Here is a 16716-nt window from a genome sequence, read left to right on the forward strand (position 1 = left end):
ACGTAGCAATAGTCGCCGCTCCCATAACGGTCGAAAAGCCCAAATTCCCATGATCAACTGACATTATGGGGCTCTTGTGCCGCAATCGCAGTCGCCGACACCTTGAGGATGGGCAGCAACGGCACCGGCGCGGAAACGGTGACCGCCACTCGTTCACCGTCGTTGCCGACCGCGATGTGTGCTCCCGCAGGCGCCACCGCCTCGCCAATTCGGCGGGCCGATTCATCGCCCGCTGCCGTCAGTCGCGCAACCTCGCGAGCGGCGTCGGTGCACCGAATTTGCGCCGAGACCCCCACCACCCCGCCGAGACCAATGAGCAGAAACGCCGCTATCGCCGCCAGCGCATACGCGGCTTCCACGGTGACCATTCCCGACTCGTCGCGACCCATACGCCGAATAGGCTCCAGATTCCGCCCGAGTCCACGCAACGCCATGCCTCATCCCGCTGTTGTGCTCAGCGCCTTGCCGATAATTCCGGTGAGCGCACTGAGCACCGAATCCCCGGTAACCACGGTGTACAGGAGGGCACCAAAAGCCGCCGCCGCAATGGTGCCGATCGCATATTCCGCCGTCGACATTCCTTCTTCGTCGACCGCAATCTGGACCGCGAGGTCTCGCACCTGCCGATAACTTGCTCGCACCGAGTTGCTGATTTCCATAACGTCCCCCGTCGTCGTAGTTCCGTAGCAAATTCCCTACCTGAGTTAGACGCAGCGGACCCGCAATCGGTTCCAACACGGCCCAATCGGGCGTGTCGTCGCCCTCAATTCACTACCGGGCCCAATTCAAATCCGAGGTCAATTCAAAACAAGGTTGACGAACGCCATCGCGCAAACACCGAAGGCGATGGTGGCGTAGAAGTTCTTCGTCGCGATGGCCACGATCAGTGTCGCGGTACCGACCATCAGGTCGGCGTTGTGATAGCTGATCCAGATCTGCCCGTCGGGGGCAAAAATTGCTGGCGCCACAAGCGCGGCCATCACCGCTGGCGGCACCTGCTTGAGCCACCGCTGAACTTTCCGCCCCGGCTTGAGTTTGGTTGCCAACACCAGCGGCGGTACCCGCGAAATCAACGTCGCCAACGCCATCCCCACGATCATGACGATCAGATACGTCGTACTCACGAAGTCTCACCCACCGGGCTATCAACGGGTTCATCATTGGTCCGGTCCAGGCAGAATCCGACCGTCGCAGCGAACACTGTCGCCAACACCACCGACCACAACTCCAACCCCAACTGGGTCAGCAGCACGGCAACGCCACCGCCAACCAGGGCAACAAACAGATCCAACCGACTCCGCACGGCATCCTGGGCCAGGATCGCCAGAAACATGGCGGTCAGCGCAAATTCGAGGCCGATGTCTTCGATACCCGGCACCGCGCTGCCGAAGACGATGCCGAGCGCCGTCCCGGCTATCCACGAGGCGTAGACACCCATGTTGAGCGCGAAGACTTCCGCTTTCGGCCGTCGCTCATGGGCTCGGAACAGGACCTCTTGGATGACGTAGGCCTCGTCGGTCAGTTGCGCCCCAAACGCGGCGGCTTCCTTCGTCGAATAGTCCTTCACACGCGGGGCAATTGACGCCGCTAAGAGGAAGTGCCGCAAGTTCACCACGAATGTGGTGGAGATGACCGCGAACATGCCACCGCCCGACGCCAACACTTGCAAGGCGGCGAACTGGGATGCGCCGCCATAGACGATCGCCGACATCAGCAGCGACGCCCAGACCGGCAACCCGAACACCTCGGCGAGCACACCAAAAGCGAAGGCCACCGGGAGGTAGCCGAGCATCAACGGGATGGTGAGCCGAAGCCCCCGCATCACATCCTGCCGCGCCATTGCACCCCTGACGAACCATCACCGCTAACCCAATCAACGATAGGTTCGTCGAGCGTTGCCGCAAATTCTGCAGCGGCCTCGGCTCAGGCCCCGCAGGCCACCGACCGCCCGTACTTCGTTGAGCACCAATCGGTGAAGCCAGGCATGTGGAGGATGGTGACACCGTCTTCCGGCGACGGTTCCAGGCTTCCCGTCCACGATTCGCCCGGTTCCTGACCGAGCGGTTCGCCCGTACGTGACGTCATGGTCTGCAAGGTGACCACGATGCCGTGGCCGTGCGCGCCCCAGGTAGCCGTCCACTTCTCGACGTTGGCGGCACCTGATGCCAGCGATACCGTTGCCGACCCGTCCGGGTTGAGCGTCATCCCGCGACCATGCCCATCCCACTGGCCGTAATAGCGCGACAGGTCCGTTGCCGACGGGGTCGGCTGACTGGCTGTCGGATTGTTGTGCTGCGGCGCGGTAGTTTGCGAGACCGTTCTCGTGACCGTCACCGGCGACATGTCAGTATCCGGCACTGTCTCGGTCACCGAGGCCACCGCAGACGACGGCCCCGCCCGAGGAGGTACCGGGTCACAAGCCGCGACCGACGCGATGAGCACGGCCACCGCGGCAACAACCATGCTCGTACGAATCACCGGGCGAATGTTCATCCTTCGAGAGTGCGCGCCCAACAGCACCCAGCAGAAGGGGCAACGCCGAGGTTCTGTCGTCCGAATGACGTGCGAGAGACGCTGGCCCAGTCACAATCCGACGAGTAATCCCGATGCCAGCCCGATTACGACGGGCGCAATGCCCAGGCATACAAACGCCGGAAGGAAGCACAGGCCCAGTGGGCCGCTGATCTTGACGCCCGCCCGTTCGGCGGCTTCAAGCGCGGTGTTCTCGGCACGGCGGCGAGTACTCGCGGCAAACCCGGCGACGGCGTCGGCCAACACCGACCCCGCACGCGATGCCCGCCTAATGAGAGCGGCCAGATCCCGGAAATCGTCCGGAGCATCGTCGCCGACCGCCCACGCGACCTCCGGATCAGAACCCAGCATCAGCAGATCCGCGGCACGCGCAAAGTGCTGCCCCAGCACCAGCGGCGACGACTGCGCCGCCACACGAGCTGCGGTGGCCAATGGCAGCCCCGCTCGCAAACACACGGCCAAGGTGTCGTAGCCCGCGGCCACGTCAAACGGGTCTGGCACACCCGATCCGACCACATCGGCTGACCCTTCTGGCACGACTACCGCCGCACGCACCAACATCCACGACGGTCCCGGCCACATCAGCAAGGCCGCGGCCGTCAGCAGCAGGGCCGCCGTCACGGCGCGAGAACCTTGTCCGTGATTCGACCGGCCCACAGGACTCCGCCCACCGAAAGCCCGGTCCCAGCCACCAGCAGCACCCCACCCAGCCCGCCCTGCAACAGCACCTGCACCGGCGCCGCCCCCATCGCCTGGCCGAGCGCGAGGCCCAAGACAGGCAGTCCCGCCAGCACGACCGCCGTGGCGCGCGGCCCGGCCATCCCGGCGCGCGTGCGGGCGGCAAAGTCTTGTCGCGCAACCAAATCTGCGCGCAGCGCAGCCAGCATGTCGCCCATGGGGAGACCGAAGTGCAGCGACGTCGTCCACGCCTGTGCCAGCCGGCGCACCGGGCCGTCGACGCCAACCCCGCCCCCGGGGTCACCTCCGAGTTCGGCACGCGCAGCCATTCGCGCCAGTTCACGCGCAACGGACCCCTCCCCGCCCCCGGCCAACTCTGTCGCCGCCGCGCGACAAGCGGTCGAGACCGGTGCGCCCACCGACAGTTCCGTGCCCATCACTCCCAGCGCGGCGATCAGGTCGGCAATGTCGCGGTGATGGGCGGCGTCGCGGCGCGCCTTACGTCGTTGTTGGGTAACCAGAGCCGCGATCAGGGTTCCCGCGATCGCCGCGGCCGGACCAAACACCGTCGCTGCGACAGCCGGGAGCAGCCAGATCGCCACAACCGGATCCGCGGGTGGTCGTGCCGGACCGCGATGCTCGACGAGCCGTTGCAGTCGACGCGTCGCCTCGGGTACCGGCCAGAGCAAGATTGTTCCGGCGATCGCTATCAACGCGATCCCGACGGTCATCGTCGTTCCCGAATCATCCGCTGCAACTGGTCACGGCGGCTGGTGAAACCACCCGGCTCGGTCCATGCGGGGACCACCCGCACCAGGCCCGACTTGTCCCGTTCGACCACCCCGATCTCGGTCAACGCCCGTCGCCCCACCTCATCGCGGGAAACCCCGAGAATCACTTGGATGGCCGGGCCCAACTGGCTGTGCAACGCGGTTCGGCCCATCCCGCCGAGCGCCGCGAGGGCCTCCATTCGGGCTGGGACTTCGCTGATCGAGTTGGCATGCAAGGTGCCTGCGCAACCGTCGTGCCCGGTGTTGAGCGCGGTCAGCAAGTCGATCACTTCCGCACCGCGAACCTCGCCCACCACGATTCGGTCCGGCCGCATCCGGAGGGCTTGCCGCACCAACGTTCGCACCGTCACCTCCCCGACGCCTTCAACGTTGGCGGCCCGTGCCACCAGCCGCACAACGTGCGGATGATCGGGTGCCAGTTCCGGCGCATCCTCCACACAGAGGATGCGGTGCTCGGCTTCGACCAAGCCCAGCAGGCTATTCAGCACAGTTGTCTTGCCTGCCCCGGTTCCACCAACTACGAGGAAGGCAAGCCTCGCACCCACCACCTCGGCCACCATGTCGGCGACTTCCGCAGCAATCGATCCGCGAGCGACAAGGGATGCGAAATTGTGCGTGGCCCCACGCAGAACCCGCAACGAAATGCACGTACCGTCCTGGGCTAGGGGCGGGATCAGCGCGTGCAGTCGGACATGAAAACCGTTGCGTCCCACCCCCGTCAACCGGCCGTCGACCCACGGTTGCGCATCGTCGAGACGACGGCCCGCCCCGAGCGCCAACCGCACGGCAAGCCTGCGGACCCCGGCTTCGTCGTCGAAGCACACTCCGGTCAGTTCCAATCCGCCGCCGCGGTCGGCCCAGACGCGATCGGGCCCCACCACCAGCACATCGGTGACGGCCGGATCGGCGAGCAGGCCTTCTAACCTGCCGACGCCCACCATCTCGGTTTGCAGATAGCGCAGGGCCGCAAGAAGATCGGTGTCGCCGAGGAGGCCCCCGGATTCGGCCCGGATCGCCTCGGCGATCGTCGCCGGGTCGGGTGCCGCCGCTGTGCCGTGAGTGTCGGCAGCCAGGCGCTGCCGAACGCGATCGAGGAGCGCCGGATCAGCGCCGGTCATCGTCGACCCACTCGCGCTAGATCGCAGATAGTGTTCGCCGCCCGCGCCAAGGGCGAGAATCTCCCCAACGCCAGGCCTCCCGATTCGCATCGAGCGGGCAATCGCGGGTCGGGCCGTAATCCGCAGAGCAGCGGCACCCCTATCGACCGCGCGATTTCGTCAGCTTGCAAGCCACCCGGCGCTGGCCCGCGCACAACGAGACGTGGCTCCCGCTCACCGAGCAGCCGAGCAACAGTTCTCCTCGTGGCCGCGACGCCCGGCACTGTTGCCGTGCTGATCACGATCAAGACATCCATCGAATCGAGGACGCCTGATGTAACCGGTCCGGGTTCGCGGCCTACATCGGCAACGACCACGTCGCCGGCACCCCGCGCGGCATCGAGAGCCGCGACAACCGTGTCGGGGCGCAGCGGTTGCGGATCGTCTCGCGCACAGGCCAGCACTCCAACACCGCGCGACCGCGGAACCGCCGCACGGAGCGCGGCCCCGCCGATGGCACCGGTCTCGCCGTTGACCTCCGACCATCGCAGACCTGGCTCGGCTTCAATTCCCAGGAGGAGGTCCGCGCCCGCCCCGGCTTGGTCGACGTCGAGCAGCAGCACCGTGGACGTCTGCGCCGCGGTTAGAGCGATCGCCGCCGCCAGCGTGCTGGCCCCCGCTCCACCGTGACCGCCGATCACCGCGATGGTGCCCGCCGATCGACTCCGCGGTTCCCGCACGCGGGAAAGGGCGGCAACCAGCGCTTCTTCTTCGTCGGGTAGAACAAATCCGCCGGCCGCACCGAGGCTCAAGCCAGCGCGCCAGAGTTCGCCGTCGTCGCCAGCCGTGCCGACCGCGAACAGCCCGGGACGATTGGGCAGTTCGATGTGGCCCAGGACCTCCAACGCCGCCCGATCTGCGACGACCGCGCTGGCCCGTAGCCATTGGTGCCTGCAGCGAGCCGGGTCTGCGACCACCATCGTGTACCCGGCTGCAGCACTGCATCGCGCGAGGTCATCGAGCAGTTCTTCACCAGAAAGGACCAGTAGCGCATCACTCATGAACTGAGAATGCGCTACTGGTCCCGGCTAGGAAACTGCGTTATCCACAGGCTCCGGCATGCGCTGGCGTGCCCGTGGTTCGGTCAGGACTGACCGGTGAACGGCGGCACGAACTCGCATGGCACCTTCACCGGATGTTCCGGGTCGAGCGCGTTGAGCACCATGTACGCGGCCCGACGAGAGCCCGCGATCGCCATGTGCTCGCTGTAGTCCTGCGAGCACGAGTCCTGGACGACGATGTTCTTGACGCTCTCGCCCTTGCGACCTGGAACGTAACCGGCGGTATATGGGACGACGAGCTCGTCGTACCTGGTCATGATGTTGGTGTAGTCGACACCCTTCACGTAAGGACTGCCACCGCGCCAAATCTTGTTGTAGACGTCCGAGCCCGGCAGCATGCCGCCGCAGCCGATACACACCGGGATCGGCGCATCGCCGAGCAGCTGGCCCATCCACTTCATGGACGGGCTCGTGGACCCGGTGCCCTTCCACAACGGTGCGAGCGAGACATATTTGGTGACCTTGTCCGCTCCCCCAAGTGCCTTCATGTAGTACGCAGGCATGAAAGTACCCTGCGAGTGGCCGACGATGTCGACAGTTTTCGCACCGGTGGCTTTGCGAACGCGATCGATGAATTTGGCTAGCTGACCTGCACTGACCGGGATTTTATCCATGCCGCCGACAGCGGTCATCGGGAACGGCAGACCCGGCAGGGCCCCGTAGGTGAGAGCGAACACGCAGTAGCCGCGGTTCTTCAGCATGGGCACGTACGAACCCCAGTTGGTGGTCTTGGCGCCGCCGGTTCCGTGAACCAGAATTACCGGACGCGGATGCTCTGCTGTCGGCTTGCAGTTGAAGTCGTTGGACCCCGGCAGCGATCCGCCCGGATGCTGCAACTCGTACGGGATTCCGCCGAAGAAGTTGTAGTTTTCCGGCAGCTTGGGATCCGCTTGTGCTGGTGCGGCAACGAGGGCAAGTGCTCCCAGCAACGCCGCGCACAGCGCGAGCGTAATTCTTCCGACAGTTCTCATTCCATCCCCAGACATATTTCTAGCGCGCTCCTTGCGACACTGTCCGTCTGAAACTACAGCGGTCCAGGTCACAATGCGAGACGATGAAGGGAATCTATCTCACGCCAGTGCGGAAGAATTCAGAGTAGGGGCGAAAACACCCTAGAAATGAGGACGACCCCGGCCAGGGGGGAGGAGGCCGGGGTCATCAGCTGTTCAGCCCCGGGGGGTCGGGCTGAAAGCTACCGGTGTAAACCGGATACCAACAATCTACACGCGCTCGCGCGAAGATTGCAACACCAACTATCTCCCCCAAAGTGTATCCTCGGTCACACTTTGCAAACCTCCCCTAGTCGTAGGATTTGTACTGTGACCTCGACGTCATCAACCCAGATCGCCGCATTTTTCGACCTCGACAAAACCGTCATTGCACGCTCGAGCGCCCTCGCCTTCACGAAGCCATTCTTCGAAGGCGGCTTGCTGACGCGCCGCGCAATGCTTCGATCTGCGATCGCACAACTGCAGTTCCACCTCGCCTCGGCCGAGGAAGATCAGGTCGCGCGACTCCGCAAGCACGTCATCCAGATGAGCACCGGCTGGAGCACCGACCAGGTCCGCGAAATCGTGTCCGAAACGCTCGACGAGGTAGTCCGGCCGGTCATCTTTAGTGAAGCCGCCGCACTGATCGCCGAGCACAAGAAGGCCGGGCACGACGTCGCCCTGATCTCCGCCTCGGGTATCGAGATGGTCGAACCCATCGGAGCCCTACTCGGAGTCGACTGCGTTCGCGCGAGCATCATGCACGTCGAAGATGGGCACTACTCGGGGGCCCTGGATTTTTACTGCTACGGCGAGAACAAGTCGGTCGCCATCAGGGAACTCGCCGACGAACGCGGCTACGACCTCGCCCAGTGTTTTGCCTACTCCGATTCGAGCACCGACCTGCCCATGCTGAAGGCGGTCGGCCACCCGGCAGTCGTCAACCCCGACCGGGTTTTGCGCCGGCACGCAGCCGAAAATGGTTGGGAAATCTTGGATTTCCCCGACCCCCTACCTTCCGCCGCGTGGGCCACAAAGCCTGCCGTCACGCGAACGGCATTGTGCGCCACAGCAATCGGGGCCGCAGCGGCCATGGCCGTCGCTTACCAACTCCGACATTCACAAAGTGCCAGGTCAGCAGGCACAAAAGATTTTTGAAGAAACCCTTGATGTGATCGTCATCACCATGTACAAATGGAGGTACGGAGCCCCGGACGGCAAAGCTTCTCCCGGAAGAGAAGGGTAGAAGTCCCCGGATCGGCAAGCTCCAGCACGGACGGCAAGCACCCACGCGGAGCGCGCCGCTCTGAATGGCAAAAGCGTTGTGCGCCTGCGAACCAGCGGGCATTATTCGCGACCCGCGCAGGACCGAGTTACCTGCCTTCGAGTCACGACGAGATGCAAGCTCCTCATCGCCGAGGCGATCCCACAACCCACATATGCACGCATTGGTAGCCTGAAGTCCGTGCTTGCGGGCGGCAATCCGACTGAACCTTCAGTCGGGAGGCCGCCCGCAAATATGTGTGCCGACCTATCCGCGGGCAGCCTCCGCGATCGACAGGGCTTCCTTGGCTCCGGCTTCTAAGCCGTCGCAGCAGAAGATGATCCAGTTCGCCAGGGCCTCCGGCTCTCCGGTCGCGAAGTGATCCGACAGTTCCTTGTACTGCCCCACCTTGCTCAGCCAGAACACTTCCGGCACCCCCAGCAGGTGCGGGTCCAAGCCCGTCGTTGCCGACACCAAGCGCGACGTCGCGCGCGCGACCACGCCGTTTGCGCCGACGAAGGGCTGCAACACCAACAGGTCTCCATGTACCACCGCAGCCAGAACGGGCGCGGGCACCGAAGTACCACCGGTGATCAACTGGCCCAGGAAGTCCAGTCGTTGCGCAATGTGCGGCTCCGACCTTGGCCGCCCCAGCAGGTCCTTGTCCTCCAGCAGGTCCGACGCAGCCAGGGTGTGCAGCCTTGCCAACGACTGCGCCGGCGCGCGACGAAACACGGTAACGGCTTGGTCGAGCGAGTCACTGTCGAGGGACTGCGCAACGCGAATCGCCCCGGCTGCGATCGGGTCACCGAGGTCTTCTCGAGAGATGTCGGTGGTGCCACCGTCAATAGCGGCCGACGATCGTCCCGCACGCCACGAGGCCTCCCGAGACGTTTTGTCCCACTGCCGCATGTTGATCGGATGCCGATGGGCGGCACCAACGGCTTCTCGTGCCTTATCGGAAGCTTCACGCACACCGGGGAGTTCGAGCAGGGGTGCCAACGGATCTTGACTCACCCGAGCAAGCCTAGTCTCGAACTCGGAACGGCCCGCACGAGCGCCTGCCGCAGATCGCTGACTACTGACCGTTCATCGCTCGCAACCCGCATGCAACCGTCCCGACATCACACTTGGTATCCAAAGTGACTACGTTCACAACAGAACAAAATCATCCGTCAACGGAAAGGCTTTCGACGATGACCTCCAGCGCCCCCACAGTGTTCCCGCCGTCTGAAGAATTCGCCGCCAACGCGAACGCAACGGCTGAGATGTACAGCCGCGCTGAGGCCGATCCGCTCGGGTTCTGGGCCGAGCAGGCACATCGCCTCGACTGGGATACCCCGTTCGGCGAGGTCCTCGACTGGTCGAATGCCCCGTTCGCGAAGTGGTTCGTGGGTGGAAAGCTCAACGTCGCATACAACTGTGTCGACCGCCATGTCCTCGCAGGTAAGGGCGATCGCGTCGCGATCCATTGGGTCGGCGAGCCCGGCGATTCCCGCGACATCACGTACCGCCAGTTGCAAGACGAAGTGTCTCGTGCTGCGAACTACTTCACCGCCATCGGGTTGCAGACCGGCGACCGCGTCGCCATCTACATGCCGATGGTTCCGGAAGCCATCATCTCCATGCTGGCCTGCGCGCGCCTGGGCCTCACGCACTCGGTCGTGTTCGCCGGGTTCTCCGCGGCGGCCCTGCGTTCGCGCGTCGACGACGCCGAAGCGAAGGTCGTCATCACTACCGATGGCCAGTATCGACGTGGCAAGCCCGCTCCGCTGAAGGATGCCGTCGACGAAGCCCTCGGCACCGGCGCCAATGCGGCACCGTCGGTCGAAAAGGTCATCGTGGTGCGCCGCACCAACCACGAAGACAACCTCAATTGGGTTGAGGGACGCGACGTCTGGTGGGAAGACACCGTGGCCGAGGCTTCGCCGCACCATGAGCCGGAAGCCTTCGACGCTGAACATCCACTCTTCTTGCTGTACACATCGGGCACCACCGGTAAGCCCAAGGGCATCGTGCATTCGTCGGGCGGCTACCTGACGCAGGCGAGTTACACCTTCCACAATGTCTTCGACCATAAAGAAGGCCGCGACGTCTTCTGGTGCGGCGCTGACATCGGTTGGGTCACCGGTCACTCATACCTTGTCTACGGCCCGCTCTCGAATGGCGCCACCGAAGTGATCTATGAGGGCACCCCCAACACCCCCGACGAGCACCGGCACTTCCAGATCATCGAAAAGTATGGCGTCACCACCTATTACATCGCGCCGACCCTGATTCGTACGTTCATGAAGTGGGGCCGGGACATCCCCGACACCCACGACCTTTCGAGCCTGCGCCTCCTCGGCAGCGTCGGTGAGCCGATCAACCCGGAAGCCTGGCGTTGGTACAACGAGGTCATCGGCCACGGTAAGTGCCCCATCGTCGACACCTGGTGGCAGACCGAGACCGGCGGCATCATGATCTCCCCGCTGCCCGGCGTCACCGCAACCAAACCGGGCTCGGCAATGCGACCGTTGCCCGGCATCAGCGCCAACATCGTCGACGACAACGGCAACAACGTCGCCGACGGGGAGCAGGGCTACCTCGTCCTCGACAAGCCGTGGCCGGGGATGCTGCGTGGCATTTGGGGCGACGAAGAACGATTCAAGGACACCTACTGGTCGCGCTTTGCCGAGCAGGGCTGGTACTTCGCCGGCGACGGCGCACGCTACGACGAAGACCACGCACTGTGGGTCCTTGGCCGAGTAGACGATGTCATGAACGTGTCCGGCCACCGCATCTCCACCTCTGAGGTCGAATCCGCTCTCGTGGCACACACTTCGGTGGCGGAGGCCGCTGTCATCGGTGCCGCCGACGAAACCACCGGCCAGGGCATCGTGGCCTTCGTGATCCTGATGGAAGGCGCGGAGAACGCCGGCGACGCGTTGATCACCGAGTTGCGCAACCAGGTGGCGACCGACATCTCCCCCATCGCCAAGCCCCGCGAAATCAATATCGTTCCGGAATTGCCCAAGACCCGTTCGGGCAAGATCATGCGCCGTCTCCTCAAGGATGTCGCCGAAGGCCGCGAACTCGGCGACACGTCGACGCTCGTCGACCCGTCCGTCTTCGAAGCGATCCGCAGTCGCCAGAACTGATCGCATCGCACGGCTAATCTCGTCGTGAAAAGCGCCCGCCACCTTTTCAAGGGTGGCGGGCGTTTCATCACCGCCACCCAACGTGGCAACATGAGACCGACCACCGATCTGTAAGAGGGAGTTTTCGTGAGCGGTAATTCCGACACCTGGCCGAGCAACCCGGGCGAGGCTCCTCGCGTTCCATCGATTCCCATGTCGGATGCGAACCTCGGACGCAACGGCGAACCGACGATCGGCAATCTGGTCAAGGACGCGACCGCTAGCGCATCAACGCTCGTTCGCGCTGAGATCAAGCTCGCGAAGACCGAACTTGTCCAAGAGGCCAAGAAGGCTGGCGCAGGCAGCGGCATGATGATCGTCGCCGCGGCCCTGCTGCTGTACGCGAGCCTGTTCTTCTTCGTCTTCCTCGGTTTCCTGCTCGCCGTGTGGCTGCCCACCTGGGCTGCATTCGGCATCGTCTTCCTGCTACTCCTGGTCGTGTCGATCATCCTGATCATCGTCGGCTACATGTTCTTGAAGAAACTCAAGGCACCGGAGAAGACGATCGAATCGGTAAACGAGTTGGCCACCGTGATCCCCGGACGCCAACAGGCTCCGACCGGCGGCATGGCTCACCCGCAGATTCCACCGGCCCGCGATCCAATGCACCGTTGATCGCCCTCCTCGCGCGCCGTTGTGACTAGCCCACCCCCGGACCCAACGCTCGTCCGCTTCGACGGACCGTGGCGGCATTTCGATGTCCGCGCCAACGGCCTGCGCTTCCATGCGGTCGAAACCGAACATGGGATTGCCGACCGTCCACTGGTGCTGATGCTGCACGGGTTCGGTGAGTTCTGGTGGTCGTGGCGGCACCAGCTCAGCGCGCTCACCGACGCCGGGTACCGCGCGGTCGCCGTCGATCTCCGTGGATACGGCGACTCAGACAAGCCTCCGCGCGGCTATGACGGTTGGACGCTCGCCGGTGACACCTACGCACTGATACGTGCGCTTGGGCATGCCAGTGCCTCGCTCGTGGGGCACGCCGACGGCGGTCTGGTCTGTTGGGCAACGGCCACGCTGCATCCGACGGTGGTCGATCGGGTCACCGTGCTGTCGTCACCGCAGCCGCAGGCCCTGAAGAACGGGGTTCTCTTCAACACCGAGGAGCGGTCGGCTTTTCTGGGACCATTCCTGCACAACCAACTGCCGCGCATCGGCGAACGCCGACTCACCCGCAGCGATGGGGTCTTCATTGACGAGTATTTCCGGGAACGTGCCGGGGACGCGTGGCGGGAGACGGACGATTTCAGCGCCGCGATTAAGAACAACCGCCTCGCCATCCAAATCCCCGGCGTCGCACATTGCAGCCTGGAGTACCGCCGTTGGGCGTTCCGCTCCCAATTCCGCACGGACGGTTGGCGTTTCCTCAACCTGATGGACAAGGCGCTGTCGATTCCCGTCCTCGCCGTACGTGGCCGAGACGACCACTACATCCTGGACTCCCTCATGGCCGACAGTCGCCGCTGGGCACCCCAGATGGATTATCAAACTGTTGCCGGCTCAGGCCACTTCGTGCATCAAGAGGCACCGACCGAATTCAATCGGTTACTCCTGAACCACCTCGCGGACTAGGCCGCTTCGGGCTATCTACGATGCGACGCACTGCTGCGTGCTGACCTGCACATCACTTTGTTCGGATGCGGCGATGTCACGCTGAACTTGCGCCGCGGTCAAGACAAAACCGGTGTCATCGGTCGGGTCTTCGGCCGCACCAAAGACCACACCGAGAACCGTGCCGTCCGGCGCGATCATCGGGCCACCCGAGTTGCCGGAACGGATATTGCCACGCACCGTGTACACCTGCCGCTCCACTTGCTTGGGACTCTGATAGATGTCGGGTCCGCTCAGGTCCACAACGTTCCGCACGCGCAACGGCGTCACCGTGAAAGGACCGTTCTCCGGGTATCCGAGCGCAATCGCATCGGCACCCGATTCGGCCTGTTGCGCGGCAAAAGTCAACGGTTTGGCACGCAGGCCCGGAACGTCGAGGATGGCAATGTCGTTGCGGTGGTTAAACCAAACGACGGTCGCTCCTAGCCGACGTCCGTTCGCCGCGTGGACCGTGACCGTGTCGGTACCCGCCACCACGTGGGCGTTTGTCATGACACGTTGGGGAGCGATGACAAAACCGCTACCCTCCAGCGCCTGACCGCAACTACTTGCCACCCCGGTGATCTTGATGACGCTACCGCGGACCGCCTGAACGGCGGGGGAACTGACGAGACCCTGATTGGGGGGATCGACGGCGGCAACGCTCGTCTGACCAAATGGCCCGATGACTTCCTTGAGTCCGGAACTCTCGACCAGGCTGGTGAACTCATTCGGCAGGTCGCGTACCCATTGCGGGGCCACCTTGTCGACGGTTTGAATCACCTTCGAATCGTCCACCGCGTGCGAGATGCTCAATTGTTCGGCGCTGCGCAGCGGGAACGCCAACAGCCACGCCGCGACGACGATGGCGATGGCCTGCAACACCGACCCGATGATGCTGTCGATTTTGCGTAACCCTGGCGCGTGGATGCCGCTGCGGGCGGCCCGCCCCAGGACCATGCCAGCGACCTCACCGATCACCACCAGCACCACGATCAGCAACAGTCCGACCGCCAAGCGCAGACGCGGGTCGTCGAACCGTTCGATAACAATCGGCGCGAGCAGGATGCCGGCGATCGCACCAATCACGACACCGAGCAATGCCAATGCCGATGCGGTCGCACCCTGTCGGTATCCGCTGAAGGCCGCAAGCAGGGCCACCGCCAGAATTACCAGGTCGACCCACATCGATCCGCTCATCGATCTCCGTTCACGTCGTGGGCATCGCTACCGCCAGGCGGGTCATCGAACCCGGAAATTTGTCGACCGCCGGTTTCAGCAATCATCTGTTCAAGGGGCCGAACGTCGTCGGTGTTCCACGGAACGTCCCACCCCGCGGCCTCACTGATCGCGGCGATCAGTCCGCCCGTGAACCCCCAGACCAACATGCCGTCGTACATGAACGCCGGGCCCTTGTAGACCGTGGCACCCACGATGGAGCGGCTGACTTGAAAGCGATTCTCCGGCGACAAGAGTTCCCGAAGATTTGCGCGCATGACGCGGGCCGTCTCCCCGTGGTCGACGGCGAATACCTCGCTGGGCTTCGTCCAATGCGCAAGCACCGGGTGTACCTGAAATCCGGACGGCACCGGAAAGACCGGCAAATTCGCCAGGATGGTAACCCCGTCACCCGACAGTCCCGTCTCCTCCTCGGCCTCACGCATCGCCGTACCGATCGGGTAATCGTCGCCCGGATCCCGCGCTCCGCCGGGGAACGCGACCTGACCGCTGTGAGTGCGGAGCGTGGCCGCCCGCTCGGTCAGCAGGATCTCGGCGTCGCCGGGGAGCCCGCCGGGCGAATTGGGGTCTGGGTCGAACGAACCGGACATCAGAACCAGGACCGCCGCTGCGCGCTGCCCGCCGGCTTTCGCAGCCAGCGACGCCAGTCGTGCGCGATCGCCGCCGCGGGCGAGCACCCGCTCGCTGATGACATCTGGGTTATCGGTCACCGCATGTAGCCACGAGGGAATCTGATCGCGGGAAACCACTGGCCCAACCTGGACATCGCTCACGCGCCGCCCCCAACGTCGATGCCAAGGTTGTCGCGAACGGCCTGCGATAGTTCCTCCGTGGAGTTGAAGATTTGCGGCATCACCTTCGCGACTGTGCCGTCGGCACGAATCAGGATGGTGGACGGGAAGATCCGCGGTGCCCCAATAGCCTGGGCAATAGCACCCGTCGGGTCGGTGACGACCGGTAGATGCACCCCGACCTCCTCCAAGAATTTCAGAACGAAGTACGGCTTGTCTCCGCCTTCGCGCGCATGGACGGCGATCACGTTCAGCTGTTCGCCCGCCCGCTGTGAGAAGTCGTCGAAGATCGGCAGTTCCTTGCGGCACGGTAGGCACCACACGGCCCACATATTGATGACGAGCGGCTTTCCTGCCGTCACCGCGCCGAGGTTGATCTCATCGCCCGTCGCCATGCACGGCGCGCTCACGCCCGCGAGCACCGCGTTCGGTCCAACCGGCAGTTGCCCGCTGGGGCACGGGTTCAACGCCGCCGCGGCTCGAGCCGTTGCCATCTGGTCGGCAGACACCTGCTGGTCGGTGATTCCCGACGTCGGCGGGTTGGCACCGGTGGCGGTCGCCGAATCTGGCGTCGTGCTCCGGGGCCACAGAGCCGCGATCAACGCGACCGCGACGATGATGAACACGAGCGTTGCCCGTGCGGCCGGTTCCTTGAGAACCTGACCGACCTTCTTCACAAAATTCACTGCTTCTTCACTCCAGCCAAATCGAGCAGGTGCTCGGTTTCGGGTCCCTTCACCAGGGCCGCGGCCTCCATCACATCGGTGGGACCTTCCCCATACGACGGGCAATCCTTCGCCAGAATGCACACTCCACAAGCTGGCTTGCGCGCATGACAGACCCGTCGACCGTGAAAGATGATGCGGTGCGATAGGTCGGTCCACTCCCGTTTCGGGAACAGTTCACCTATCGCGTGCTCCACCTTGACCGGGTCTGTCTCCTGGGTCCAGTCCCAGCGGCGCACCAAGCGCCCAAAGTGGGTATCGACGGTGATCCCGGGGACACCGAACGCATTGCCAAGCACCACATTCGCGGTCTTCCGGCCAAAGCCGGGGAGCGTCACCAGGTCTTTGAGATTGCCAGGAACTTCACCGTCGTACTTCGACACGAGCGCCTGTCCGAGTCCGATGATCGAGTTGGCTTTGTTGCGGAAGAAGCCGGTTGGTCGGATCAGTTCTTCTAATTCAGTACGGTCGGCGGTGGCGTACGACGCCGCATCCGGATACCGCGCGAACAAGGCAGGGGTCACCTGGTTGACCCGGACATCAGTGCACTGCGCGGACAAGATGGTGGCCACCGACAATTCGAGCGGCGTCGTGAAGTCCAGTTCTGCGTAAACGTGCGGGAAGGCCACCTGCAGCGCACGATTCATGCGCCGGGCCCGTCGAACCAGGCCGAGCCTGGTTTCTTCCTTACGTCTACTCACAACTGACCAGGTTAGCCGT

19 protein-coding genes are annotated in these 16716 nt (G+C 64.1%); 4 read left to right on the plus strand and 15 right to left on the minus strand.

The window, feature by feature from the left end; genetic code table 11:
• Window positions 1-53: 53 nt before the first annotated feature.
• The 10 genes from AC1L34_RS12530 to AC1L34_RS12575 form a co-directional block, all read right to left on the minus strand.
• Window positions 54-434 carry a TadE family type IV pilus minor pilin gene (locus AC1L34_RS12530; RefSeq protein WP_424296842.1) on the minus strand — a complete coding sequence of 127 codons (381 nt, stop codon included), beginning with the start codon at window positions 432-434 and terminating at the stop codon, window positions 54-56.
• A gap of 3 nt (window positions 435-437) precedes the next feature.
• Window positions 438-659 (minus strand): DUF4244 domain-containing protein, encoded by a 222-nt coding sequence (locus tag AC1L34_RS12535; protein ID WP_424324363.1) that lies wholly within the window; start codon window positions 657-659, stop codon window positions 438-440.
• Between the two features lie 138 nt (window positions 660-797).
• On the minus strand, window positions 798-1124 hold the full coding sequence (locus AC1L34_RS12540) for an AzlD domain-containing protein (RefSeq protein ID WP_424293971.1): 327 nt from the start codon (window positions 1122-1124) through the stop codon (window positions 798-800).
• Window positions 1121-1840: an AzlC family ABC transporter permease gene (locus AC1L34_RS12545; protein ID WP_424293972.1), complete on the minus strand. Its 720-nt coding sequence runs from the start codon at window positions 1838-1840 to the stop codon at window positions 1121-1123. Before AC1L34_RS12545 ends, AC1L34_RS12540 begins: the two co-directional genes overlap by 4 nt.
• A gap of 83 nt (window positions 1841-1923) precedes the next feature.
• Window positions 1924-2493, minus strand: a complete 570-nt coding sequence (locus tag AC1L34_RS12550) for a hypothetical protein (RefSeq protein ID WP_424293973.1) — start codon at window positions 2491-2493, stop codon at window positions 1924-1926.
• 90 nt (window positions 2494-2583) lie between these two features.
• Window positions 2584-3153 carry a type II secretion system F family protein gene (locus AC1L34_RS12555; RefSeq protein WP_424293974.1) on the minus strand — a complete coding sequence of 190 codons (570 nt, stop codon included), beginning with the start codon at window positions 3151-3153 and terminating at the stop codon, window positions 2584-2586.
• Window positions 3150-3941: a type II secretion system F family protein gene (locus tag AC1L34_RS12560; protein ID WP_424322825.1), complete on the minus strand. Its 792-nt coding sequence runs from the start codon at window positions 3939-3941 to the stop codon at window positions 3150-3152. The genes AC1L34_RS12555 and AC1L34_RS12560 overlap by 4 nt, the downstream gene beginning before the upstream one ends.
• On the minus strand, window positions 3938-5119 hold the full coding sequence (locus AC1L34_RS12565; RefSeq protein WP_480034821.1) for a TadA family conjugal transfer-associated ATPase: 1182 nt from the start codon (window positions 5117-5119) through the stop codon (window positions 3938-3940). The genes AC1L34_RS12560 and AC1L34_RS12565 overlap by 4 nt, the downstream gene beginning before the upstream one ends.
• Window positions 5116-6159, minus strand: a complete 1044-nt coding sequence (gene ssd / locus AC1L34_RS12570; RefSeq protein WP_424297542.1) for a septum site-determining protein Ssd — start codon at window positions 6157-6159, stop codon at window positions 5116-5118. The genes AC1L34_RS12565 and ssd overlap by 4 nt, the downstream gene beginning before the upstream one ends.
• Window positions 6160-6242: 83 nt before the next feature.
• A complete protein-coding gene (locus AC1L34_RS12575; RefSeq protein ID WP_424297544.1) occupies window positions 6243-7190 on the minus strand; it encodes an esterase/lipase family protein in 948 nt (315 codons plus the stop codon).
• A 348-nt stretch (window positions 7191-7538) separates the two neighbouring features.
• Between AC1L34_RS12575 and AC1L34_RS12580 the strand changes: the two genes are divergently transcribed.
• A complete protein-coding gene (locus tag AC1L34_RS12580) occupies window positions 7539-8366 on the plus strand; it encodes an HAD family hydrolase (RefSeq protein ID WP_424297546.1) in 828 nt (275 codons plus the stop codon).
• A 373-nt stretch (window positions 8367-8739) separates the two neighbouring features.
• Here the strand turns inward: AC1L34_RS12580 and AC1L34_RS12585 are convergent, their stop codons facing one another.
• Window positions 8740-9489, minus strand: coding sequence for a Fic family protein (locus AC1L34_RS12585; protein ID WP_424297547.1), 750 nt, complete (start codon window positions 9487-9489; stop codon window positions 8740-8742).
• Between the two features lie 179 nt (window positions 9490-9668).
• Here AC1L34_RS12585 and acs point away from each other — a divergent pair, with 179 nt between their 5' ends.
• The 3 genes from acs to AC1L34_RS12600 all read left to right on the plus strand — a co-directional run bounded on the left by acs (window position 9669) and on the right by AC1L34_RS12600 (window position 13223).
• Window positions 9669-11612, plus strand: a complete 1944-nt coding sequence (acs, locus tag AC1L34_RS12590; RefSeq protein WP_424297549.1) for an acetate--CoA ligase — start codon at window positions 9669-9671, stop codon at window positions 11610-11612.
• Between the two features lie 126 nt (window positions 11613-11738).
• Complete coding sequence (locus AC1L34_RS12595; RefSeq protein WP_424297551.1) at window positions 11739-12266, plus strand: phage holin family protein; 528 nt, start codon at window positions 11739-11741, stop codon at window positions 12264-12266.
• Window positions 12267-12287: 21 nt separating this feature from the next.
• The gene (locus tag AC1L34_RS12600) at window positions 12288-13223 is read left to right on the plus strand and encodes an alpha/beta fold hydrolase (RefSeq protein ID WP_480034822.1); all 936 of its coding nucleotides are present in this window, start codon (window positions 12288-12290) and stop codon (window positions 13221-13223) included.
• A 15-nt stretch (window positions 13224-13238) separates the two neighbouring features.
• On the opposite strand, the gene AC1L34_RS12605 is transcribed toward AC1L34_RS12600, so the two are convergent.
• Genes AC1L34_RS12605 through nth form a run of 4 tightly spaced genes read right to left on the minus strand, consistent with a single transcriptional unit; the run spans window position 13239 to window position 16643 of the window.
• Window positions 13239-14441: a MarP family serine protease gene (locus AC1L34_RS12605; protein ID WP_424297151.1), complete on the minus strand. Its 1203-nt coding sequence runs from the start codon at window positions 14439-14441 to the stop codon at window positions 13239-13241.
• Entirely contained in the window at window positions 14438-15253 is an 816-nt protein-coding gene (locus tag AC1L34_RS12610; RefSeq protein WP_424324256.1) for an NUDIX hydrolase, read from the minus strand. Before AC1L34_RS12610 ends, AC1L34_RS12605 begins: the two co-directional genes overlap by 4 nt.
• On the minus strand, window positions 15250-15957 hold the full coding sequence (locus tag AC1L34_RS12615; protein ID WP_424297148.1) for a TlpA family protein disulfide reductase: 708 nt from the start codon (window positions 15955-15957) through the stop codon (window positions 15250-15252). Before AC1L34_RS12615 ends, AC1L34_RS12610 begins: the two co-directional genes overlap by 4 nt.
• Window positions 15954-16643, minus strand: coding sequence for an endonuclease III (gene nth, locus AC1L34_RS12620; RefSeq protein WP_424297155.1), 690 nt, complete (start codon window positions 16641-16643; stop codon window positions 15954-15956). Before nth ends, AC1L34_RS12615 begins: the two co-directional genes overlap by 4 nt.
• Window positions 16644-16716: the final 73 nt, after the last annotated feature.

The organism is Gordonia sp. 34D (assembly GCF_056682775.1).